This window comes from Streptomyces sp. NPDC049627 (assembly GCF_044465645.1).
Lineage (GTDB): Bacteria > Actinomycetota > Actinomycetes > Streptomycetales > Streptomycetaceae > Streptomyces.
Genome location: NZ_JBITLW010000002.1, coordinates 524,128 through 546,847 on the forward strand (window position 1 = coordinate 524,128; position 22,720 = coordinate 546,847).

A 22,720-nucleotide genomic window follows, 5' to 3' on the forward strand; every position below is an offset into this window, starting at 1 on the left:
ACGAATGCCTCGTCGACGGGCGAAACGGGACGGGGCGGTTGTGTCAGCAGGTCTCGCGGAGGTAGCCCCGCGTGCCCTCGGCCACGACGTCCTGGTCGCGTCGGACGATGCTCAGCGCACCGCCCCAGCGGGAGCACGCGTTCGACAGACCCTTCGCCGTGTATTCGACCACCAGCACCCTGTCGTCGAAGGCCTTGGCGAAATCGCCGCACTCGTTCCACTCGCCGCACTCCTCCACCACGGCGAAGTCCAGGCCTACGGCCGCCCGGTCGGGCGCGAGCTCCAGCGTGTTCTTCTGGGCGACGGCCAGGCCCTTCTCGTGGGCGTGCGCCGACAGCAGTTTCATGAACGCCTTGGCCTGATCGGCAGTGAGGAGGTCCGGGAAGCGGGTGAAGGAGTCGTAGTTGTCGGGCTCGACCGCCTGGAATCCCTTGGCCGCACACTCGTCGATCCAGCCGTTCACCTTGGCGGCGATGCGCTGCCGATGGGCGGCCGTGCGAATGTCCAGGACCGCCTCGTTCCACTCCCTGTCGTAGACGACGTCCCCCTTGGCGTCGCGCAGCAGCAGATCGGGGGCCCAGTCGCTCTCCGCGCCCTCCTGCGCCTGGAGGGCGTTGAAATTGCAGATGTTGTACGCACCCGGGGCAGGCGGGTCCTCGTGGCTGCGGCTGACCACCCGCACCCCGGTCGGCAGGGTGTACGCGCCGCCGATCTGGTAGTCCCACCGTGCGTGCTTCGGCGGTGTCGTCACCGCGGAGGCGGCTGCGGCGGCGGAGGCGACGGGCGCGGAAGGGGATGCGGAGGCGGGCGCGGAGGGCGACTGGGGACTGTCGTTCGTTTGCACTGCCGCGACGGCCAGCCCGGTGACGACGAGGGCCGCGGCGAGGCCGATGAGGATGCGCCGTCCTCGGCGTGGGACCGCCGGGACCGCCGGAACCGCCGGGACCGCCGGAACCGCCGGGACGGCCGGTTCCGCCGGAACGGCCGCTCGCGGCGTCACCGGGGCGACCGGGGCGACCGGAGTGACCGGGGTGGTGGAACCCGGCAGCGTCAGGACCATCCGGTGCAGATCGGCGAGTTCGGGCCGGTCGGCCGGGTCCTTGGCCAGGCAGCGTTCGGCGATGCTCCGGAGCGGTTCGGCCACGCCGTCCAGGAACGGAGCCTCGTACATCACCTGGTAGCCCGTCAGATAGGGGCTGCTTCCGTCGAACGGACGGTTGCCGGTGGCCGCGTACACCAGGACCGACCCCAGCGAGAACACGTCCGAGGCGGCGGTGACTTCGCGTGGCGAGGCGAACTGCTCGGGGGACATGAAGGGCGGGGTGCCGATCAACCGCCCCGTCACGGTGAGGGCTTCGTTGTCGACGGCGTGCGAGATGCCGAAGTCGATGACGCGGGGCCCGTCCTCGGCCATCAGGATGTTGCTCGGCTTCAGGTCACGGTGCACCACACCCACCCGGTGCATGTCCCGCAGCGCCTCGACGAGGCCCAGTGCGAGCGTGCGCAGGGCATGTCCGCCGAGCGGGCCGTCCTTGGCCACGACATCGGACAGGGTGCGGCCCGGCACGTACAGCGTCGCCATCCACGGCTGCTCGGCGTCCGGATCGGCGTCCACCACCGGGGCCGTGAACGCCCCGCTCACCTGGCGCGCCGCCGCGATCTCCTGCCGGAAGCGCGTGCGGAACTCGTCGTCCTGCGCGTACGGCGGGTGCACGACCTTGACCGCGACCTGCCGTCCCGAGGCCGAGTGACCCAGAAAGACGATGCCCATGCCGCCACTGCCGAGTCGGTCGGTCAGCGTGTAGCCGCCTATGGACTCCGCATCGCCGGGCTTCAGGGGCATCACCCGTCACCTTTTCCGTGTGCCGTGCCGTAGAAAGCCTTTTCAATGGGAGCAGACTAGTCGGGGGCCCTCCCGCAGTGGCGGCCTTCGCACGTGGCGCTGATCTCTCTTTGCCCCATGCCATGGCGGGGCCGCAGGCGCAACGGCCCGCGGCCCCGCTCGGTGGTGGGGTCAGGACGGGTCGCCGTACTGGAGGCCGCGCCCGTTGGTGCCGACGTAGACACGGCCGTAGGTGTCGGGGTCGCCGGTGATGACGCCGACGCCGCCGATGGCGCCCCACTGGTGTGCCTTGTCGTTGACGCGGAGCCAGGTGGCGCCCTTGTCGGTGGAGCGGAAGACTCCGGTGACGTCCTTGACGGTGCCGATCATGTACAGCGCCTGGTAGCCGGTGCCCGGCTTGGCCTTGCCGAAGCCGAGGGCGGAGGCGGACTGCACGGACCTCAGTGTGGTGAAGGTGCGGCCGCCGTCGGTGGAGTGCAGCAGCCCCTTGTCACCGCCGGCGATCCACAGGTCCCCGGCGACGCCGGGGACGGCCGCGAGCCGGCCGGAGGGCAGGTTGCCGGCCCGGGCGGTGAAGGTCGCGCCGCCGTCGGTGCTGGCGTAGAGCGTGCCGCCGGACAGGGAGTAGAAGGTCCTGGCCGAGGAGCGGTCGGCGACGACCACGGCGTCGGTGCCCAGGCCACCGACCCTCGACCAGCTCGCGCCGTTGTCGGTCGAGCGGTACGGGGCCTGCCCGGACTGGGTCCAGACGATGCCGGAGCCGTCCGCGGCGAGCGCGATGTGGCCGCTGTGGGCGCTGCCCACGGGCTCTGCCTTGAAGCCGTTCCAGGTGCTGCCGCCGTCGGTGGAGTAGGCGCCGTCCTGCGCGCCGCCCGTGCCGACGCGGACCATCATCGAGGGCTTGGACTGGGCGAAGTCGATGTCGGTGCTGTTGTTCATCATCGGGTTCTTCAGCCGCCCGGACGGCACCTTGGTCAGGGAGTCGTGCCGGAAACCGCCCTGGTCGCCCATGGCGGTGATGACGGCGGCGCCGCCGGGCGGGGCGATCGCGTCCATCAGCGCGGTCTCCTCAAGCCCCCGGGCGCCCATGCTCCAGTGGCTGGTGCCGCCGTTGTCGGAGGCGCCCGCGTCCTTGCTGCGCAGGATGCCGTTGCCGGTGCCGTACAGCACGTGCCCGGAGTTGAAGGGGTCGATGGCCAGGGCGGTCATCCAGTGCCCGGTGTGGGTGCCGACGTAAGGAGCGGCGGAGGCGCTGCGCACCGACCTGTCGGCCAGTGCCTTCCAGGTCGTGCCGCCGTCGGTGGTGCGGTAGAGCTCGTCCTGGGGCCACCAGCGGCCGAGGGTGGTGACCATCACCGTGGACGGCTTGCGCGGGTCGACGGCCAGCCCGGAGAACCCGTAACTGCCCTGGGACGGGGAGACGTTCTTCCACGCCCCGCTGCCTGGCGTGTACTTCCACACCGAGCCCCCCGTCACCCCGTTGGGCCCGAGGTTGTCGGTGTACGTCAGGTACAGCGAGCCGTCACCGGAGAGCACGCCGTGCTGCGGCAGCTGGCCGGTGGGCTGGCCGGGGACGGCCTGCCAGGTGCTGCCGCCGTCGGTGGAGCGGTACAGGGAGGTGGACCTGTCGTTGACACCGACGTAGACCGTCCTGCTGCCGGCCGGGCCGTACGTCACGAAGGAGATGCCAGCGCCGCTGCCCGCCCCGTCCTTGACGGGGAACGAGGAGACCTGGCGCCATGTCACGCCGTAGTCGGTGCTGCGCCACAGGCCGTTCTTGCGGCTGCCCAGCAGCAGGTTGCGGTGGTCCGCGGGGTCGATCACGAGCCGTTCGCCGGCTCCGCGGCCGTCCTCGTTGCCGCCCACCTTGAACGGCAGGTCGGTGCGCTTGAAGGTCCGGCCCTGGTCCGTCGAGCGCAGGATCGCGCCGTTGCCGCCCCAGTCGTTGGTGTAGGTGCCCGCCATGAGGTAGAGCCGCTTGGGGTCGACGGGGTCGGTGGCCACCGAGTCGATGCCGAGCAGGTTCCAGTCCTTCTCGCCGATCCAGTCGGTCAGCGGGATCCACTGCTCGGCCCCGGCGTCCCAGCGGTAGGCGCCGCCCATGTCGGTGCGCGCGTACAGCAGACCCTTCTCGCGCGGGTTGAACACCAGCCCGGTGACGTAACCGCCGCCCACCACCTGGGCGTTCTTCCACCTGTACGGTCCGGCCGCGGCCGTGGTCTGCGCCGTGCCGGCTCCGGACGCGGGGGTCTCGGCCGTCTTCACCAGCTTCCACTGCTGGTTGGTGCCGCCCTTCTTCGGATACTGGATGACTGCCGCGCGGTCGGCCGTGGAGCCCCCGGAAACGTCCAGGACCTGACCGCTCCTGCGGGAGGTGAAGGTGACGGCGCCGGTACCGCTCACCTCGTCGATCCGCCACTCCTGGGAGGGGGAGGAACTGTCGGTCTGCTGCTCGGCGGCGGCACCCTGAGCGGTCGAGTTGCCCGCTATGCCCAGCACCTTGCCGCTGTTGCGGTTCACCAGCTCGTAGTAGCCGTCCCCGGTGGGCTTCAGCTTCCACTGCTGGTTGGCGGTGTTCTGGTCGGTGTATTGCTGGATACGGGTGCCGTCGGCGGTGGAGAAGCTGCTGACGTCCAGCACCTTGCCGCTGCGCGCGGAAACCAGCCGGTAGTAGGCAGTGCCGTCGACTGTCGCGGCCTGTGAGTCCTCCTGCGCGTAGAGGAGGTACGGCACGAGGACGGCGGGCACGCCGAGCACCAGACCGGTGGCGGTCCAGCGACGGCGGTGCCGACCGCGGCGCCCGCCGTTCGTGGGGGAGTTCATGAAGGGTGTTCTCCTTGCAGGCCGTTCACCTGAGAAATGCGGATCCGTACGCCGCAACCGGCCGGATCCGCTCCCTTGTCGCCACAGGCCCCGCACAGGGTTGCCTCGAGCCGTGAACTTTTTTCCAGAACCTGCCGAGCCTTCCGGCCATCTGAAAGAGGGGCGCATGACTTGTGGGAATCGTGCGAAGCGACCAGAACCAAAAGGGGAGAAAGCGTGTCGGCCATCAGCCAGCGGATGCACCTGGTGCTGCTCGCCGCCTGGACAGTCCTGTGGTTCGCCGTCGTCCAGCCGCACGGGGGCTTCTCCTGGCACTACCTGCGTACGGGCGGGGAGCTGCTCTACGCGGGCCCGGGCAGGGCGGACGGCGGTCTGAACCTGTACGCCCACCACCCGGAACTGCAGATGGGGCCCGTCAGTTTCCTGACGGCGGGCCTGTTCAACCCCTTCCCCGAGTCCGTGGGGCAGTTCCTGGCCGCCGGCGTGATGTCCCTGCTCGGTCTGATCATCCTGGTGATGGCCGGACGCAGCGCCGCCTGGCACTTCCTGGGCACCGGCACCAATCACCAGCGGCTGCGGCAGCGGGTGCTGATAGCGGGCCTGGCCTTCATCCCGATGTGGATCGAGGTCTCCGTCCGTTTCGGCCACCTCGACGACGTCCTGGCACTCTTCTTCACGGCCCTGGCCGTCCATGCCCTCACCCGCGGCAACGCCGCTGCGACGGGCATCTTCCTGGCCCTGGCCATGGACTCCAAACCGACCGCGCTGGCCTTCCTGCCGTTACTGCTGGCACTGCCGAGAAGTCAGTGGCTGCGCGCGGGGCTGTGGTGCGCGGGTCTGGTCGCGCTCGCCTGGCTGCCGTTCCTCCTCAGTGCCCCGCAGTCGTTCGCCGCGGCCGAGTTCACCATCCCCAACCAGCCCGCTTCCGCCCTGCGCTGGCTCGGCGTCGACGACCCGCAGACCCCTCCCTGGGACCGGCCCGCACAGGCCGCGGTGGGGCTGGCGCTGGGTTGCCTCGCGGTTTGGAGAGGGCGTTGGCCGGCCGTCGTCCTGCTCGGCGCCAACGCGCGGATCGCCCTGGACCCCAGCGTCTACACGTACTACACCGCCTCCGTCCTGCTGGGCACCCTGCTGTGGGATGTGATCGGCCAGCGGCGCCTGGTGCCGTGGTGGAGCTGGATCGGACTGATCACCCTGTACGGCACGGTCTTCGTCGTTCCTCATGACGCGTCCCGCGGCCTGATCCGCCTGGGCTTCGTCGCCGTATCGACGGCGTATGTCCTGTTCTATCCGGTACGCGACCGGCGGCGCCGACGCTCTGCGTCCCGCGGCACGCAGGAGAGCGCAAGCCCTGCGAATGTTCCGGGTCGCGAATCATGTGAGAAGTATTGACGCCGCTCGCCGGTTCTCTCATCATCCAGTTTGCTCGATACTCCGACCCGTATTCGACATATCGAACGAACATCAGGGCCGCACCGCACCGGTAGTCGCACAGCCTCCGACGGGGCCCACCAGCACCACCTACTCAAAGATGATGAGGTCCCCATGGGCAGACGTAGTTTCAGCCGCAGACGGATGTCCGCGGTGTTTGCTGCGGCGGTTGCGGTCCTGGTCTCCTTGGCGGCGATGCTCGTCGCCGTCCCGGCTCAGGCGGCCACCACCGGCACCTTGAAGGGGGTCGGTTCCGGCCGGTGTCTCGATGTGTCGGGCGCCAGCCAGACCGAGGGCACGAACGTGCAGATCTGGGACTGCAACGGCGGCTCCAACCAGCAGTGGACCCTGACGGACAGCAGCCAGCTGACCGTGTACGGCAACAAGTGCCTGGATGTTCCGAACCACGCCACCACGGCCGGTACCCGGCCGGTGATCTGGTCCTGCAACGGCGGTACGAACCAGCAGTGGCGGGTGAACTCCGACGGCACGGTCGTCGCCGTGGAGTCCGGGCTGTGCCTGGACGTCTCGGGCGGTGCCACGGCCAACGGCACGGCGGTGCAGCTCTGGAACTGCAACGGCGGCAGCAACCAGAAGTGGACCGGCCTGTCCGGGACGTCCAACTCGTGTGGTCTTCCGTCGACGTACCGGTGGAGCTCGACCGGCCCGCTGGCGCAGCCGGCCAACGGGGCGCTCGCGCTGAAGGACTTCACCACCACGACGGTCAACGGCAAGCACGTGGTCTACGCGACGTACTCCGACGGCAACTGGCACTCGATGGGCTTCAGCCCCTTCACGAACTGGTCGGACATGGCGACGGCCACCCAGACCCCGATGAGCCAGTCCGCCGTGGCGCCCAAGCTGTTCTACTTCGCGCCCAAGAACATCTGGGTGCTGGCCTCGAACGGGTGGGGTACCCAGTGGCCCTTCGTCTACCGCACGTCGAGCGACCCCACCAACCCCAACAGCTGGTCCGCGCCGCAGCCGCTGTTCACCGGCAGCCTCCCCGTCGGCGGCCCGATCGACCCGACCCTGATCGCCGACGGCCAGAACATGTACCTGTTCTTCGCCAATGACAAGGGCGGCATCTTCAGGTCGAAGATGGCGATCGGGAACTTCCCGAGCAGCTTCGGCTCGTCGTACCAGACGGTCATGACCGACACGGAGAAGAACCTGTTCGAGGCGCCGGAGGTCTACAAGGTCCAGGGCCAGAACCAGTACCTCATGATCGTCGAGGCTCGGGGTGTGAACGAGGACCGCTTCTTCCGCTCGTTCACGGCCTCCAGCCTGGACGGTGAGTGGACCCCGCAGGCCGCCACCGAGTCCAACCCCTTCGCGGGCAAGGCCAACAGCGGCGCCACCTGGACCAACAGCATCAGCCACGGTGACCTGGTCCGCAACAACCCCGACCAGACCATGACCATCGACCCCTGCAACCTGCAGTTCCTCTACCAGGGCCTGGACCCCAACACACCGCAGGGCACCCCCTACGAGCGGCTGCCGTACCGGCCGGGCCTGCTCACCCTGCAGCGCTGACCGCCTGATCCACGGCACCCATCGCAACGAGGAACCCCAGCCGCACGTCGGCTGGGGTTCTTTTGGGTCGGCTACCGCCCGTCGGCGGCGACGTCCCAGTGCTCGATGATCTTTCCGTCGACCACGCGGAAGAGGTCCGCGACGACGTAGTCGGAGCTGAAGACCCACACCAGGTCCCCGTCGGCGAGGGTGTTGCCGAACCGGGTCCCGCCGCCTGCGGTACTGCTGGGCGAGGGGGAGCTCTGCGGGTTCTGCTGGAAGAACCGCTTCAGCGGAGCCGTTCCGTTCGGGGCGATCGGGTTGTGCTGGTAGTACCGGGGATCCCAGCTCTTGTCGATCACGCTCGCGTCACCGTCGGAGAGCTTGCGGTACGCGTCGACCGCGAACGTGCGGTTCTTCTCCTCCTGTTCCTCGGACAGGGCCGGGGCCCCGTTCGGGTACCGGTACACGTCGCTGAACAGCGAGTTCCCGCTGGCCGTCTTCGCCGGCACGGTCTGCGTGATGCCCCAGTGCTCGACCAGCTTGCCGCCGCTGACCCGGAACAGGTCGGCCTTGGCCTGGCCGGTCGCCTCGTTCGCCGGGGTGGCCGACGCGTGCCAGTGCACGGCCACCAGGTCACCGTCGGCGGCCACGTGCTTGACGGTCGCCACCGCACCGGGGATCTTCGCCTTGACGTCCTTGAACTGCTTGATCTGCCCGTTGGCTCCGCCGGGGACCGACTTGTCGTGCTGCATGTAGTCGGTCGCGACGAGTTCCTTCACCACGTCGGTCCTGTCCTTGTTGAACGCCTCCGAGTACAGGCGCACAACGAGCTCCTTGTTCCGCTCCTCGGAGGCCGACGCCGAGCGGGCCGCGGCGGACGTCGTCGACGAGGCGGCCGGGTCGTTGCCGGACGCGCTGCTGCAGGCGGTCGCGAAGCAGGCCACGGCAGCGAGCCAGGGCAGGGTCTTGCGGTATCTCACTCGAGTCTCCTGTGTACGGTCCTGCTTGGGGAGTTCCACCAGGGGCGGTAGGACAGGGCCCCTCCCGCACGGCCATCCCATCCCGACCCCCGCAGACATCCACTCCGCCGACCAGTGGGACCACCCCCGCCGACCGGCAGGACGCGGATCATCCGGAAGGTGCAGCTCGTATCCACCGGGACGGCCACGGTCCCTTCTGCCGGCCGTTGAAGCGGTCGTTCGGTCGACGCCGCCTCCGAGCGGCAGCCGCACGGCCCGCGCGCCGCGCCGTCGGCGCCGGATCCCGGCCGGTGCCACGGGTGCGGTGGGCGTACGCGGCGGACGCCCTCGTCGCCGTACGGCTGAGACCGGACTGCGGCCCGGGATGGGCGGTCGTCCTTCCCGGGCGGCCGTCCTCCTCGTCGCCCAGGCCACGGTCTCCGCCATCCGATACCTGGCAACCCGCGTGCCGGTCGATCGGGGACGATCGGGCGCGCCGGCCGCTCGACCCGCCTGCGGCGGATCAGTACGTCGGCAGTCGCAGCTCCGTCTCCGCGCCCCCCTCCGGGCGGTTGCGGAAGGTCAGGCGGGCGCCGAGGAGGCGGGCCTGGCCGGTCGCGATGGTCAGGCCGAGGCCGGTGCCGCCGGTCCGGGAGCCCGTGCGGAAGCGCTGGGGGCCGGAGGTGTGCAGCACGGCGAGCAGATCGGCCGGGAAACCGGGGCCGTGGTCGCGGACCCGGACCACGGGGCCGTCGACCTCCACCTCCACGGGTGGGGCGCCGTGCCGCAGGGCGTTGGCGGCCAGGTTGGTCAGGATCCGTTCGACACGGCGCGGGTCGGTGGCCACGACCGTGTCCGTCACGACCGTGACGCGCACGCCGTCGAGCCCGGCGACCGCACGCCGGGTCATCGCGCTCACCTCACGCTCCTCGGTCTCCACCGCCGCCACCTGGGAGTCCAGCCGGGCCACGGCGCAGGGCACGAGTCGGCGAAGCCGCATCCCCTGCTCCTTCCGCTCAGTGCCTTGACCGCAAGTCTGACCTGCGCTTGTAACAAATGCCCATCGATGCTTCATCGGCATCGATACGTCATCGCCGCACAGCCACCGCACAGCTGTGCATCCACGCAAAGGCCCGGCGGAACAGGTTCCGCCGGGCCTTCGTCTCTTGGTCGGGTCAGCGCTGCAGGGTGAGCAGGCCCGGCCGGTACGGCAGCTTCACGTAGTCGGTGCCGTTCGAGCGGGGGTCCCTGCCCTGGTAGAGGAACTGCAGGTTGCAGGGGTCGATGGTCATGGTCTGGTCGGGGTTGTTGCGGACCAGGTCACCGTGGCTGATGTCGTCGGTCCAAGTGGCGCCGCTGTTGGCCTTGCCCGCGAAGGGGTTGGACTCGGTGGCGGCCTGCGGGGTCCACGGACCGTTCAGGCTGGAGGCCGTGAACGAGCGGAAGTAGCGTCCGCCCGCACCCATGGCCTCGACGATCATGAGGTACTGGTTCCGGCCCTGGACCTTGTAGACCTCCGGCGCCTCGAACAGCTTCTCCTTCGTGTCGCTCATGACCGTGGTGTACGAGGAGCCGAAGCTGCTCGGGAAGTTCCCGATCGGCATGGTCGACTTGTAGATCTTGCCGTTGTCATTGGCGAAGAACAGGTACATGTTCTGGCCGTCGGCGATCAGGGTCGGGTCGATCGGGCCGCCGACGGGGAGGCGGCCGGTGAACAGCTCCTTGGGCGCGGACCAGCCGCCCGGGTTGGTGGGGTCGCTGGACGTGCGGTAGGTGAAGGGCCAGGGGGTACCCCACCCGTTCGTGACCAGCACCCAGATGTTCTTGGGCGCGAAGTAGAACAGCTTGGGCGCCACCGCGGACCCGCTGATCCCGGTCTGGGGGGCCGTCGCCATGTCCGACCAGTTGGTGAAGGGACGGAACGTCATCGCGCCCCACGACGATCCATTGGAGGTGGTCGCGTAGACCAGGTGCTTGCCGTTGTACGTCGTGGTGGTGAAGTCCTTCAGTGCGAGCCACCCGTTCCCCGGCTGCGCCAGCGGACCCGTCGACTTCCACCGGTACGTCGAAGGAAGAGCACAGGTGTCGCTCTTCGGCGCCGCGGCGAGCTTGAGGTTCCAGTGCTGGTTGGCGCCGCCGCGCGAGTCCCAGATCTGGACGGGAGTGCCGTTGGCGGTCCGACCGCCGGGGAGCTCCAGCGCCCGGCCGCTGGCGACGTTGGTCAGCGTGTAGGTGCCGTCGCTGTTCCGGCGGGCCTTCCAGTGCTGGTGAGCGCCGCCGTTGGCGTCCCAGACCGTCATCCGCGTCCCGTTGCGCGTCTGGTTGGCCGGCTCGTCCAGTACCCGGCCGCTGGCGACGTTGGTCAGCGTGTAGGAGCCGTCGCTGTTCCGGCCGGCCCGCCACTGCTGGTTGGCCGCGCCGCTGGCGTCCCACACCTGGAGCGGGGTGCCGTTGGCGTTCTGTCCCGCGGGCTGGTCGAGAACGCGTCCGGCGGCGGCGTTGGAGAGCGTGTAGACGGTGCCGGAGGTGATGCCCCCGGCCTGCGTGCCGCTGCCGCCGCTGCTGCTGCTGTTGCCGCCCAGGGCGGCGAGCACCGCGTTGTAGGCGGGCTTCTTGTTGCCGCTGTTGTCGAACAGCAGCGGGTTCTCACCGGTGCGCCAGGAGTCGCTGTCGCGGATGCCCCACACGGTGATGCCCGTGCAGCGCGCGACGTTCACGCAGGCCTTGACGGCGTTGGAGTAGGCGGTGGGGGACGCCTGCGCGATGTCGAGCTCGGTGATCTGGACGTCCACGCCGAGCGCGGCGAAGTTGGACAGCGTGGTCTGGAAGGAGGCCGGCGGCCCGTCGACGCCGAAGTGGCTCTGGAAGCCGACGCAGTCGATGGGCACACCGCGGGACTTGAAGTCCTTGACCATCCTGTAGACGCCCTGGGTCTTGGCGTCCGACCAGTTCTCGATGTTGTAGTCGTTGTAACAGAGCTTGGCCGAGGGGTCGACGTTCCGGGCGGTGCGGAACGCCTCCTCGATGAAGCCGTTGCCCAGCACGTTCTGGAACACGGAGCTGCGGTGCTGACCACTGCCGCCGTCGGCGAAGGCCTCGTTGACCACGTCCCAGGCGTAGATCTTGCCCTTGTAGTGGGTCATCTCCTGGGTGATGTGGTTCTTCATCACACTGCGCAGCGTGTTCGCGTCCCTGATGGAGCTGACCCAGGCGGGCAACTGGGAGTGCCAGACCAGGGTGTGGCCGCGCAGCCGCTGGCCGTGCGCCGAGGCGTGGCTGACGATCCGGTCGGCGGGCCCGAAGTTGAAGTTGCCGCGGGAGGGCTCGATGGTGTCCCACTTCATCTCGTTCTCCGGGGTGATCATCTTGAATTCCCGGTCGAGAAGGGTGGAGTACGTCGAGTCGCCGAGCTTGCCCGCGGCCACTGCGGTGCCGAAGTAGCGGCCACCGGCGGCCGCCGCGTCGGCGGCCACGGTCGGCGTGCCGGCGTCCGGTGTGAGTGCGGCCTTGGCGACCAGCGGTACGGCAGCCCCCGCGGTGGCGAGAACCACGGCTGCGGCGAGCAGGCGGCGGGTCGCCGGACGGCGACGATGGGAGGGGTTCTGATCAGGGTTCTGATCGGGGTTGTGATCTCGCAACGGCTTGTCCTTATGGGGCAGCGGGGCTTGGTTTTCGGTCCCGTTTTGCCTGCCAGTTGCCGCCGCGCAGACAAAGGTTGCCGTGAGAGAAAAGACGCCGATTGTCATACCGGTGTGGCAGGATCCGCTGCCATGTCGTCGTTACGCACACCCGCGTGGTGGTCCAGGGCCGGTCGTCGTCTGCTCGTTGTCCCGCTCGCCTTCCTCATGGCGGCGGGCGCCACCGGTGCCGGTGCCGTCACCGAACCGGCGTCCAAGGCCAAGGCCGCGACGCCCGACCGGCTTCGTTACGACGTGTCCCTGCGCGGCGACGCCGACGGCTCCCACTGGACGGGCCGGCAGCGGGTGTCGTTCCGCAATGCCTCCGACCGGCCCCTGCGCGAGGTGTACGTACGTCTGTGGGGCAACGGTGACGACAAGTGCGGCACGCCGGGCAAGCCGTCCCCGGTCAAGGTGTCCGAGGTGCACGGGGGCACCGCGGGCCGCCTCACCGTGAACTGCACCGCGCTGCGCATCGCCCTGCCGAAGCCGCTCGCGCGCGGCGAGCGGACGGCCGTCTCCTTCGACGTGTCCATCACCGTGCCCGGGCGCAACGACCGCTTCGGCCGCGAGGGCGCGTTCCGCTTCCTGGGCAATGCGCTGCCGGTGCTCGCCGTGCACGATGCGAAGGGTTGGCACCTCGATCCCTATGTGTCGGTCGGTGAGAGCTTCTACGCCCTGGCGAGCGACTTCCGTGTGCGCATCGACCACCCGTCGGCTCTCAAGGTCCCGGCCACGGGCCGCACTTGGACCCGCCCCGGCAAGCCCGGGCGCACGGTCACGCACAGCGTCGCGCACCGGGTGCGGGACTTCGCGTGGGCAGCGGGTCCGTTCCGTACGGCGACGGAGACCTCGCCCGGTGGTGTGCGCGTGAAGTCGTACTGGGCGCCGAACACGCCCGCGGCGGGCGTACGCCTCAACCGCAAGGACGGCGTCGCCGCCGTCGACCGGTTCGGCAAGGAGTTCGGCCGCTATCCCTACGGCGAGATCGACCTCGTGATGACCAAGGACTTCGGCGGCGGAATGGAATACCCCGGCCTGGTCGTCCTCGGCACCACCGAGGAGGGCAGCGCCGTCGTCCACGAGGTGGCCCACCAGTGGTGGTACGGCATCGTGGGCAACGACCAATACGGCGCACCCTGGCTGGACGAGAGCTTCGCCCAGTACGCCAACGCACGCTTCTACGGCTGGGACACACGCGACTGCTGGTCGGACGACGACTGGCCGAGCGAGCACACCGCGCTCACCAACTCGATGGCCTACTGGAGCAGCCACCCGGGCACGTACCACCTCATCTACACGGCCGGCCCCTGCGCCCTGGCCCGCCTGGAGCGCACCATCGGAGCCGACACGATGGCACGGCTCCTCAAGCGGTACGCCCACGACCACTGGTACGGCGTCTCCACCACCGCGGACTTCAAGCGGGCCGCGCAGTCCGTGACGGACAAGGACCTGGGCCCCTTCTGGAGGCAGCACCGCATCCGGTGAAGCCGCTTGCCCCGGGGGCGAATTAACCTCCGGGCCCCGCATTCTGTTATCAGTGTTAGTCGACCCGCCGAACAATAAGTCACTCAACGAATGGCTACCAGCGAGTCCGGTGAGCAATTCCCGGCCGCTGGAGGCCTTTTGATGGTTACACGTGTCGTGATGACCGCAACTTCGTCGGCTTGCTATATCCAAGTCCGGCACCGCGTTGCTAGATTGACGCCAATTCCTCCGAGATGAAGCGGACAGACCGCCGCTGACGGAGGTCAATCCCCCAATGCCTTTACCAAGGCTTTCTTCTGATGCCCGGAAACCGCTCAGCCTGAGTCAGCTGCTTCCGTCACGTCTCACGCCATGCCTTCCGGCATCCAAGCCCCCCAACCCCTGGAAAGCGCACGTAAGTGATGAGATCCCTTCAGCGTTTCGGGCCCGTGCTGGCCCTCTCCGCCATGACGACCGTGCTGGTCACGCCCGGACTGGCCGCCGCGGACGAGGCCGGCAACGGCACGGACGCCACGTACTACATCTCGCTCGGTGACTCCCTGGCCAGCGGTTACCAGCCGGACGTCGACAAGGACACCGACGTCGCCTACACCGACCAGCTCTACACGCAGCTCAAGCAGCGCACCCCCGGACTGAAGCACATACGCCTCGGCTGCACCGCCGAGACCACCGAGTCGCTGATCAAGGGCGGCAAGTGCGACTACCCGCAGGCCAAGTCCCAACTGGACGCCGCTCTGAAGGCCATGGCCCAGCACCAGGGCAAGGTCGCCTATGTGACCCTCAGCGTGGGCGCGAACGACATTCTCCTCAACTGCGTCAGCCCGGCGGGCACCCTCGACGGGGCGTGCCTGAACGGCAAGAGCCAGACCATGGCCAAGAACCTCGCCCAGATCGCGGGCGCGCTGCGCAAGGCGGGCACGGGCGACACGCAGTTCGTGGGCTCGACCTACCACAACCCGTTCCTGGGTGCCTGGGTGCAGGGCGCCGCGGGGCAGCAGGCCGCCAAGGAGTCGGCAACTCTGGTCGGGGCCGCCAACGCCGGGATCGCCCAGGTGTACAAGTCCACCGGCTTCAAGGTGGCGGACGTGGCCGGCGCCTTCTCGTCGGACGACTTCACCACCCAGGTGAACGTGCCCGGCGCGGGCGAGGTGCCGGCGAACGTGGCCAAGATCTGCCGGCTGACCTGGGCGTGCACCAAGAAGGACCCGCACCCCAACGCCGACGGCCACAAGGTGATCGCAGGCGCCTTCGCGGCGCAACTCGCCCAGGACGAGGCGCCCGGTGGGGGCACGTCCCCGTCCCCCAGCGATCCGGCCACGCCCGGTGCGGGCGGGTCCCCGACCCCCGGTGAGACGGCCCCGTCCGGTGCGGACGACTCCCCGACCCCCAGCGATTCCGCCACGTCCGGGCCCGGCACGGACACGGGGGCGAACAACCCGACCACGAACGGCGATCTCGCCGAGACCGGCGCGTCGAGCAGTACGCCCGTCCTCGCGGGTGCGGGTCTCGCGGTCGTGGCGGTCGGCACCGCCGCGGTCTACTTCGCGCGCAGACGCCGTACCGGCGAGGAGAGCTGACGGCCAGTCAGTAGTTGGCACACAAAGCGGCAGGCCGCTCGCGAACGTCGCGGGCGGCCTGCTCGGTGGAAGCCGTCGCTCGCCAGGAGGCGGTCCTTGCCCTGGACGGCGCGGCTGCGTTCCCGCCCTGATAAGTGTCAGGACCGTGGTTCGGTCCCCCATGGTTGCCTTGCAGCGGCGCCGCCGGGATTCGCCGCGCGGTGCCCACAGCTTGAGCTGTACTCGCTGTTCGTCGCCCAAGGGGAAGGCATCGTCATGACCAGACGTGCAATTGCCAAAGCAGCCTGCACTGCCGTCGCCGGCGTACTGCTGGCAGGCGGAGTCACCGTCGCCGTGCCGGGTACGGCACTGGCGGCCCGGTCTGACTGCGAGCGCGGAGTCAACGGGTTCCGCGACATCTCCGACAGTCTGGTCGGTGTCCCCGCCGGCCCGGACGACAAAGTGCTGCACCCCTCCGACCCGCAAGGCCTCGTCGGGCGCATCAGTCTGCGAGCTGCCAGGATCGACGGTCAGGTCCACGGATTCGCCGCGCTCGCGGTCCCGCGTGCAGGAGACGAGGTCTGGATGGACTGGACGCTGAACGGCAGGGACGTCCACGTCCAGTGCGGACCCTTCAAGGCAAGCCGCGACGGCAATCCGCTGACCAGCGCCGCGAAAGTGACGGACAACAGCCCGAACTACCGGTTCCGCGCCTGCGGCGGCGGGGGCGGCCAGCCGGTGCAGTGCACGGACTGGTGGTAGCCGGACCGGCAGACCAGCCTGTCGCACGGCGTGCCGCCCGGACGGCCGGGCACTCTGACAGATGTCGGATGATCCGCAGTAAGAAGATGTTCGCCGCAGGTCTGGCCACCACCGTCTCGGCGGTGGCCCTGTCCGTCGGCGCCATGGCCGCCCCGGCGTCGGCCGCGGGCTCGGTCGACTGCAGCGGCTCGGTCCACGGCATCGACGGCCGGGGTATCGCCACCTGCTCGAACAACAGCGACCGCACCATCCGGTTCCGCGCCGAGGTCGTCTGCGGCCTGGCCCCCGACGTCTCCGGCGACTGGGTGACCGTGAACCCGGGCCAGGTGGGCCAGTCCTCCGCCACCTGTGCCTGGTACAGCTCGGGTGTCGGAAGCGTCGGCTGGACCGTCGAGTAGTACCCGGTCGAACGGGGGAAGGGGCGGCGGCCGGATGCTCTGCGACGCGATCGCGTGGAAATACCGCACCGGCTCGCACATCACCACCCTCCGGCCGGGAACGGCCAGGTTGCGGTGCTCGTCCTCGGCCCCAAGCATGGGTTCCGGGAACAGCCACAGAGCACCTCGGAAGGCACCATCCGGCCATCCGGCCGCCACCGGGAGGACATGAGAGCCATGCCGTTTCCAGCGCCCGGGTCCGCCGGCCGTCGCCGGACAAGGCGCCGTCGACAGGCAGGGGTGCGACCGGCATGACCGACGACGACCGGCCGCTGCGCTGTCTGGTCACCGGGGCCACCGGTTACCTGGGCGGCAGGCTGGTGCCGGAGCTGCTGGCCGCCGGGCATTCCGTGCGCTGCCTGGCCCGCTCGCCCGGCAAGCTGCGGGACCATCCGTGGGCCGGCCGGGCGGAGGCCGTGCGCGGGGACGTGACGGACGAGCGGTCCGTCCGCGCGGCCATGAAGGGCATGGACGTCGCGTATTACCTGGTGCACGCGCTGGGCACCGGTCGGGGCTTCGAGGAGACCGACCGGCGCGCGGCCAGGATCTTCGGTGAGCAGGCGCGTGCCGCCGGAATCCGTCGGATCGTCTACCTCGGCGGTCTGAGCCCTTCCGGAGTACCCGAGCACGCACTCTCACCCCACCTGCGGTCCCGCGCCGAAGTGGGCCGCATCCTCCTGGCCTCGGGCGTGCCGACCGCGGTCCTGCGGGCCGCGGTGATCATCGGGTCGGGTTCGGCCTCGTTCGAGATGCTGCGGTATCTGACCGAGCGGCTGCCCGTGATGGTGACCCCGAGCTGGGTGCGCACCCGCATCCAGCCCATCGCCGTCCGCGACGTACTGCGCTTCCTCGTGGGATGCGCGCGGCTGCCGTACGACGTGAACCGCGCCTTCGACATCGGCGGACCGGACATCGTCACGTACGAGGAGATGATGCGGCGGTACGCCGTCGTCGCCGGGCTGCCCAAACGCGTCATCGTGCCCGTTCCGCTGCTCACCCCCCGGCTGTCCAGTCTCTGGGTCGGTCTGGTCACCCCGGTGCCGGGCGCCCTCGCGCGCCCGCTGGTCGAGTCGCTGAAGCACGAGGTGGTCTGCGCCGAGCGGGACATCGTCCGCCACGTGCCGGACCCGCCGGAGGGACCGGTCGACCTCGACCGGGCGATCCGGCTGGCTCTGCGGCGCGTGCAGGACGCGGACGTCGCCACCAGGTGGTCCTCGGCCTCGACTCCCCGTGCCCCCAGCGACCCACTGCCCACCGACCCCGACTGGGCGGGCGGGAGCCTCTACACGGATCACCGCGAGCGCACGGTCGCGGCCTCGCCGCAGGCGCTGTGGCGGGTGGTGGAGGCGATCGGCGGCGAGAACGGCTGGTACTCCTCGCCGCTGGCCTGGTCCCTGCGGGGGTGGCTGGACACCCTGGTGGGCGGTGTCGGTCTGCGCCGGGGCCGCCGGGACGCGACCCGGCTGCGGGTCGGCGACAGCCTGGACTTCTGGCGGGTGGAGGAGATCGAGCCGGGCCGGCTGCTCCGGTTGCGCGCGGAGATGCGGCTGCCGGGCCTGGCCTGGCTGGAGATGGCCGTCGACCGGGACCCACAGGGGCGCACGGTCTACCGGCAGCGGGCCCTGTTCCATCCGCACGGCCTGGCCGGGCACGCCTACTGGTGGGGCGTGGCACCCTTCCACGCCGCGGTCTTCGGCGGCATGGCCCGCACCATCGCCGCCGCGGCCGAATCGGCCGTCCCCGAACCGGCCCGTACGCACTGAGGGGACTGGAGGAACCGTGCGCGTCTCGGTCGCCCTGTTCACCGCCGACCTGCGAGTGCACGACAACCCGGTCCTCCAGGCCGCCTTGAAGGACGCGGAACGTGTGGTCCCGCTCTTCGTCGTCGACAGCGGCATCCGCCGCACCGGCTTCGCCGTACCCAACCGCGCGGCTTTCCTCGCCGACAGCCTGGCCGATCTCGACAGGGCCCTGCGGGCCCGGGGCGGCCGCCTGGTGGTGCGCGTCGGCGACGTGGCCGAGGAGACCTGCCGGGTGGCGGCTCAGACCGGGGCCGCCGTGGTGCACATCGCGGGCGGGGTGAGCCGCTACGCGGCACGGCGGGAGGACCGGCTGCGCGCGGAGCTGGCCGTCGGCCGACGCGAACTACGCGTCCACGACGCCTCGTTGACGGTCGTACCGCCGGGGGCACTGACCCCGGTGGGCAAGGACCACTTCGCCGTCTTCACCCCGTACTTCCGCCGCTGGGAGAGCTTCTCCGTGCGCGGCGTCCTGCCGGCACCGGACGCCGTACGGCTACCGGACGACGTAGGCTCGGCCGGCCTTCCCCGTGCACAGTCGCTCGCGTCGGGCTCCGCGTCGCCGGGCCTGCCCGCCGGCGGGGAAGCCGAGGCCCGCCGCAGGCTGCGGTCATGGCTGGCGGGCCCGCTGTCCGCATACGACGACCGGCACGACGACCTGGCCGCCGACGCGACCTCCCGGCTCTCCCCGTACCTGCACTTCGGCTGCCTCTCACCCACCGAACTGGTGCACCGGGCCCGCGCCCAGGACGATCCCGGTGCGCGTGCCTTCGTCCGCCAGCTCGCCTGGCGGGACTTCCACCACCAGGTCCTGGCGGCCCGCCCGGACGCGGCCGACCACGACTACCGGACCCGGCACGACCGCTGGCGCCACGCCCCGAAGGAGTTCGCAGCCTGGCAGGACGGCCGCACGGGCTACCCCGTCGTCGACGCCGCACTGCGACAGCTTCGCCACGAGGGCTGGATGCCGGGCCGGGCCCGCCTGCTCGCGGCAAGCTTCCTCACCAAGACGCTGTACATGGACTGGCGGGCGGGAGCCCGTCACTTCCTGGACCTCCTTGTCGACGGCGATGTGGCGAACAACCAGCTCAACTGGCAATGGGTGGCCGGGACCGGCACGGACACCCGCCCGAACCGGCTCCTCAACCCACTCGTCCAGGCGCGCCGGTACGACCCCCGCGGGGAGTACGTACGCCGGTGGCTCCCCGAGCTCCGCGGTGCGGGCCTGGACCACCCCGCCCCGATCGTGGATCTCGCCGAGGCCGCCGCCCGTTTCAGGGAGCGGCGGAGCGCCGACTGACGCCCTTGCGAGGCGCTCCACCGGTGCGTACGGATCGGCACCGCGCTGCCGGGCAAGCGCCCCGTGGCTACGACGCCCCGTGGCGCCCCCGGTCGCGGCGGCGCAGCAGGAGCAGGCCCCCGGCGACGGCGGTGACGCCCGCGGCGGCCGTCCACCCGACGACCTCGCCGGAGCCCGTCGCGGCGAGATCGCCCCCCGCGCTGGGGGAGGCGGAAGCGGAGGCCGATGAGGTGGCCGCCGTTCGGGGCCGCGGGTCGGAGGCGGCGCCCGAGGCCGCGGCGGAAGCGGCGGGCTTCGGTGAGGCCCCGGCGTCCGTCGCCTTGTCCCGCGTGAACGCCAGTGTCCCGAAGCCGAGCTGGTCGAACCCGCCGCTGTTGGGCCCGTAGTCCCCGCCACCGCCCTCGGGCGCGGCCTTCGCGGCGATCTGCGTGAGGTACGTGGAGGACATCCCGCGCCGCTTGGTGTAGTGGTTGGCGATCATTGCCCAGACCGGCCGCACCTGCGTCGGGCTGGTGGGGGCGACGTTGGTGGGGCGCTGGATCCCCGGCCGACGGTCCACACGCTCGTAGGGCGTGTACGGCACGTTTCCGCCCAGGCTCCACTTGGCCACGTACTGAGCACCCTTGAAGAAGCGGTTGTCGTCGTAGCCGTACAGGTCGATGCCCTGGTTCCAGGCCATCTCGCAGAACGTGCCCATCAGGCCGACGCCCATCAGCGAGTGCCCCTGGTCGCGCCCGGCCTCCATCCACTCGGCGAGCCCGTCGTCGTGCACGACCGGGATGGCGTGCTTGATCGAGCCCATGCCGGCACCGTGCTTGAAGTACTCGACGGCCCGCTCGACCTTGTCCTGGTCGTCGCAGAAGATGCCCGTGGCCAGCGCGCAGGCCATGTTGCACAGGTCCCAGTTGGGCCAGTAGTGGGGGGCGGCGGTGCCGTTGTTGTGGTTGACGAGGAAATCCTCACTCACCGAGTAGAAGACGTCGAGCAGCATCTTCTGGAATCTCTCGAGCTGGAAGTCCTTGTGGTCGCGGACGAGTTCGGCCGCGTTGGCGGCCTGGTAGCCGTATATCCCGGCGGCCAGGAACCGGTCGGCGCTGCCGCTGACTTTCGTCAGCTTCGCCGACCAGGCGTTGAGGATCGCGACGGCGGTGTCGGCGTGGGCGCCGTCGCCACCGACGTGGTAGCGCAGGGCGTTCTGGTACGCGGCGTGGATGTCGTTGTAGAGGATCCCGTAGTTCTGCGGCCACGTGCTGGGCGGACGCACCTCCCAGCCCCGATACACGATGGTCTGCGGACGGGGCGTCCAGTCGCTCTGCGAGTGCCGGTTGGCGGTCAGCTTCGCGTACCCGGCGGTGTAGGGGGAGACGCCGGCCTTCACCTTGGCGGCCATACGGGAGAGGTCGGCGCCGGTGTGGAGGAGGCCGGGGTGGACGAGGGTCCCGCCCGCGGCCACCGAGGGGGTGGCGACGGTGGCGAGACCGACGGCTCCGGCCGCGGCGCCCGTGGCCTTGAGGATGGTGCGGCGGCTGATCTGTCGTGTCACATCCATGCCGAGGAGACGGGCGGGGGCGACGCCGATAACAAAAAACTGGGGGGCGCCGTGGTGAGTGCGGCGGCGAGTTCTGGTCTGCGCTCGTGATCAGTCCCCCTCCGGGAGCCCGCTCCGGGGCCTCCCGGAGAACCGCTCCGCTAGCATGTTCGAGCTTGCGATGGCTACCCCAATCGCATTTCATCCACCCAATCATTCGAATAAATCGGCCGGACGATTGATATCGACATCTAGAGGCACAACTTCGTTGGTCGCGTGGAGTCATTGGCGCGCGATGCTGTGGGTCGCGGCGGGTGTGGTGGCTCTTGGATTCCTCGTCGCGCTGGAGATCGTTGCGCGCCGCTACGGTCAGCCGGGGCCGATCACCGACCAGGTGGAGGCCCTGGTCTTCGCCCCGAAACCGGGACCGCTGTACGGCGGTCTGGCGTTGATGATGGTGGTGCTCCCCTGGCGGCAGCGGTTCATCGCGGCTGGTGCCGCGATCGGTATCGACCTCGTCCTCCTGCCGGCGCGGTGGGCGGTCGGCGCCAGGATGAGCGACGGCCATTCCTTCGGCACCGGCGCGTTGTGGGTGATGTTGGGCTGTGCGGTCGTCGCTGTCACGCGCCGCACCGGCCGAGACCGCGTCCTGCTGCTGAAGGGCGTCGGGCTGGGCCTGCTGCTGGTGGCCGGCCGCAAGACCGGCGATACCTGGCTGCTCATCACGTCCAAGACCCGCCCGGCGGTGCTCGACCCGTACGTGGCAACCGCCGATCAGGCGCTGGGCAACCCGTCATGGCTGGTCGGCCGGATGGTCGACGCCACCAGCCCGATCAGCTCCCACCTTCTCCACTTGGTCTACGGTCAGCTCGCGGTGGCGGCGGTTGTCGTCGCGCTCTACCAACTGCGCAACGTGGCGGCCGAGCGCCGCTTCCCGAGCCATCACCTCGTACGCACCTTCCTGGTGATCGGCCTGCTCGGGCCGGGCATCTACATGATCTTCCCGGTGGTCGGACCGGTCTTCGCCTACGGCCCGGGCGCCTCCGGCACCGGCGGCGTGCACTGGGCGATGGCCGACCTGTGGCCGGACGTGCCGCCGCCGATCAACACCCCGCAGCCGATGCCGTACGACACGATCACCCCCCGCAACTGCATGCCCAGCCTGCACACGGCATGGGCCACCGCGATCTTCATCCATTCCCGCAAGGGTCCGCGCGTTCTGCGGTTCGCGGGCACGTTCTGGCTGATCGCCACGCTCGCCGCGACGCTGGGATTCGGCTACCACTACGGCGTGGATCTCGTCGCCGGCGTGGTGTTCGCGCTCACCATCGAGGCAGCGCTGCGCTCGCTCGACCGCGGCTGGGACCGGTCAGGAATCCAGCTGGTCGTCTACGGCGCCACGGTCTTCGCCGCGCTCCTGGTGTCGTACCGCTATCTGCCGATGGAGATGGCAAGACATCCGGTGGTGTTCGGGCCGCTTCTCATCCTGGCGATGACCTCCGTGGTCTATGGATACGGTCGGACCGCCAAGCTACGGGAACCGACGGTCACCCCAACGCGGCAACCGGAACCGCAACCTGAACCACTTTGACGCCGGGA

The 22,720-nt window shown here is 70.0% G+C and carries 14 protein-coding genes and 1 pseudogene; 9 read left to right on the forward strand and 6 right to left on the reverse strand.

Translation table 11 applies throughout. The features are described from left to right. Positions 1-43: 43 nt before the first annotated feature. Entirely contained in the window at positions 44-1,843 is a 1,800-nt protein-coding gene (locus ACIBU0_RS07390; RefSeq protein ID WP_398813011.1) for an endo alpha-1,4 polygalactosaminidase, read from the reverse strand. Positions 1,844-2,014: 171 nt separating this feature from the next. Then, positions 2,015-4,666, reverse strand: coding sequence for an RICIN domain-containing protein (locus ACIBU0_RS07395; RefSeq protein ID WP_398813014.1), 2,652 nt, complete (start codon positions 4,664-4,666; stop codon positions 2,015-2,017). Positions 4,667-4,903: 237 nt separating this feature from the next. Here ACIBU0_RS07395 and ACIBU0_RS07400 point away from each other — a divergent pair, with 237 nt between their 5' ends. Further along, the gene (locus ACIBU0_RS07400) at positions 4,904-6,058 is read left to right on the forward strand and encodes a hypothetical protein (RefSeq protein WP_398813989.1); all 1,155 of its coding nucleotides are present in this window, start codon (positions 4,904-4,906) and stop codon (positions 6,056-6,058) included. Positions 6,059-6,211: 153 nt separating this feature from the next. After that, complete coding sequence (locus ACIBU0_RS07405; protein WP_398813017.1) at positions 6,212-7,633, forward strand: non-reducing end alpha-L-arabinofuranosidase family hydrolase; 1,422 nt, start codon at positions 6,212-6,214, stop codon at positions 7,631-7,633. A 71-nt stretch (positions 7,634-7,704) separates the two neighbouring features. On the opposite strand, the gene ACIBU0_RS07410 is transcribed toward ACIBU0_RS07405, so the two are convergent. From ACIBU0_RS07410 to ACIBU0_RS07420, 3 genes and pseudogenes are all read right to left on the reverse strand, one after another. Then, positions 7,705-8,595, reverse strand: coding sequence for an ester cyclase (locus ACIBU0_RS07410; protein ID WP_398813020.1), 891 nt, complete (start codon positions 8,593-8,595; stop codon positions 7,705-7,707). Between the two features lie 502 nt (positions 8,596-9,097). After that, positions 9,098-9,544: pseudogene (locus ACIBU0_RS07415) on the reverse strand (sensor histidine kinase); the annotation flags it as partial. Positions 9,545-9,749: 205 nt separating this feature from the next. Then, a complete protein-coding gene (locus ACIBU0_RS07420) occupies positions 9,750-12,140 on the reverse strand; it encodes a non-reducing end alpha-L-arabinofuranosidase family hydrolase (RefSeq protein ID WP_398813991.1) in 2,391 nt (796 codons plus the stop codon). A gap of 204 nt (positions 12,141-12,344) precedes the next feature. Here ACIBU0_RS07420 and ACIBU0_RS07425 point away from each other — a divergent pair, with 204 nt between their 5' ends. From ACIBU0_RS07425 to ACIBU0_RS07450, 6 genes are all read left to right on the forward strand, one after another. Continuing rightward, entirely contained in the window at positions 12,345-13,739 is a 1,395-nt protein-coding gene (locus tag ACIBU0_RS07425) for a M1 family metallopeptidase (RefSeq protein ID WP_398813023.1), read from the forward strand. 446 nt (positions 13,740-14,185) lie between these two features. Further along, positions 14,186-15,316, forward strand: a complete 1,131-nt coding sequence (locus ACIBU0_RS07430) for a GDSL-type esterase/lipase family protein (RefSeq protein WP_398813994.1) — start codon at positions 14,186-14,188, stop codon at positions 15,314-15,316. Positions 15,317-15,571: 255 nt separating this feature from the next. Then, a complete protein-coding gene (locus tag ACIBU0_RS07435) occupies positions 15,572-16,057 on the forward strand; it encodes a hypothetical protein (RefSeq protein WP_398813026.1) in 486 nt (161 codons plus the stop codon). 68 nt (positions 16,058-16,125) lie between these two features. Beyond that, positions 16,126-16,455: a hypothetical protein gene (locus tag ACIBU0_RS07440; RefSeq protein WP_398813028.1), complete on the forward strand. Its 330-nt coding sequence runs from the start codon at positions 16,126-16,128 to the stop codon at positions 16,453-16,455. A 290-nt stretch (positions 16,456-16,745) separates the two neighbouring features. After that, positions 16,746-18,257: an SDR family oxidoreductase gene (locus ACIBU0_RS07445; protein ID WP_398813031.1), complete on the forward strand. Its 1,512-nt coding sequence runs from the start codon at positions 16,746-16,748 to the stop codon at positions 18,255-18,257. Positions 18,258-18,273: 16 nt separating this feature from the next. Next, positions 18,274-19,593: a cryptochrome/photolyase family protein gene (locus tag ACIBU0_RS07450; RefSeq protein WP_398813034.1), complete on the forward strand. Its 1,320-nt coding sequence runs from the start codon at positions 18,274-18,276 to the stop codon at positions 19,591-19,593. A 67-nt stretch (positions 19,594-19,660) separates the two neighbouring features. Here the strand turns inward: ACIBU0_RS07450 and ACIBU0_RS07455 are convergent, their stop codons facing one another. After that, positions 19,661-21,142, reverse strand: coding sequence for an alginate lyase family protein (locus ACIBU0_RS07455; RefSeq protein WP_398813037.1), 1,482 nt, complete (start codon positions 21,140-21,142; stop codon positions 19,661-19,663). Between the two features lie 274 nt (positions 21,143-21,416). Between ACIBU0_RS07455 and ACIBU0_RS07460 the strand changes: the two genes are divergently transcribed. Next, the gene (locus tag ACIBU0_RS07460; protein WP_398813997.1) at positions 21,417-22,712 is read left to right on the forward strand and encodes a phosphatase PAP2 family protein; all 1,296 of its coding nucleotides are present in this window, start codon (positions 21,417-21,419) and stop codon (positions 22,710-22,712) included. Positions 22,713-22,720 lie beyond the last annotated feature (8 nt).

Bases quoted from the DNA above. Each gene is read 5' to 3' on its own strand.
- ACIBU0_RS07390 (WP_398813011.1), bottom strand. From the start codon at position 1,843: ATGCCCCTGAAGCCCGGCGATGCGGAGTCCATAGGCGGCTACACGCTG.
- ACIBU0_RS07395 (WP_398813014.1), bottom strand. From the start codon at position 4,666: ATGAACTCCCCCACGAACGGCGGGCGCCGCGGTCGGCACCGCCGTCGC.
- ACIBU0_RS07400 (WP_398813989.1), top strand. From the start codon at position 4,904: ATGCACCTGGTGCTGCTCGCCGCCTGGACAGTCCTGTGGTTCGCCGTC.
- ACIBU0_RS07405 (WP_398813017.1), top strand. From the start codon at position 6,212: ATGGGCAGACGTAGTTTCAGCCGCAGACGGATGTCCGCGGTGTTTGCT.
- ACIBU0_RS07425 (WP_398813023.1), top strand. From the start codon at position 12,345: ATGTCGTCGTTACGCACACCCGCGTGGTGGTCCAGGGCCGGTCGTCGT.
- ACIBU0_RS07430 (WP_398813994.1), top strand. From the start codon at position 14,186: ATGACGACCGTGCTGGTCACGCCCGGACTGGCCGCCGCGGACGAGGCC.
- ACIBU0_RS07435 (WP_398813026.1), top strand. From the start codon at position 15,572: ATGACCAGACGTGCAATTGCCAAAGCAGCCTGCACTGCCGTCGCCGGC.
- ACIBU0_RS07440 (WP_398813028.1), top strand. From the start codon at position 16,126: ATGATCCGCAGTAAGAAGATGTTCGCCGCAGGTCTGGCCACCACCGTC.
- ACIBU0_RS07445 (WP_398813031.1), top strand. From the start codon at position 16,746: ATGACCGACGACGACCGGCCGCTGCGCTGTCTGGTCACCGGGGCCACC.
- ACIBU0_RS07455 (WP_398813037.1), bottom strand. From the start codon at position 21,142: ATGGATGTGACACGACAGATCAGCCGCCGCACCATCCTCAAGGCCACG.
- ACIBU0_RS07460 (WP_398813997.1), top strand. From the start codon at position 21,417: ATGCTGTGGGTCGCGGCGGGTGTGGTGGCTCTTGGATTCCTCGTCGCG.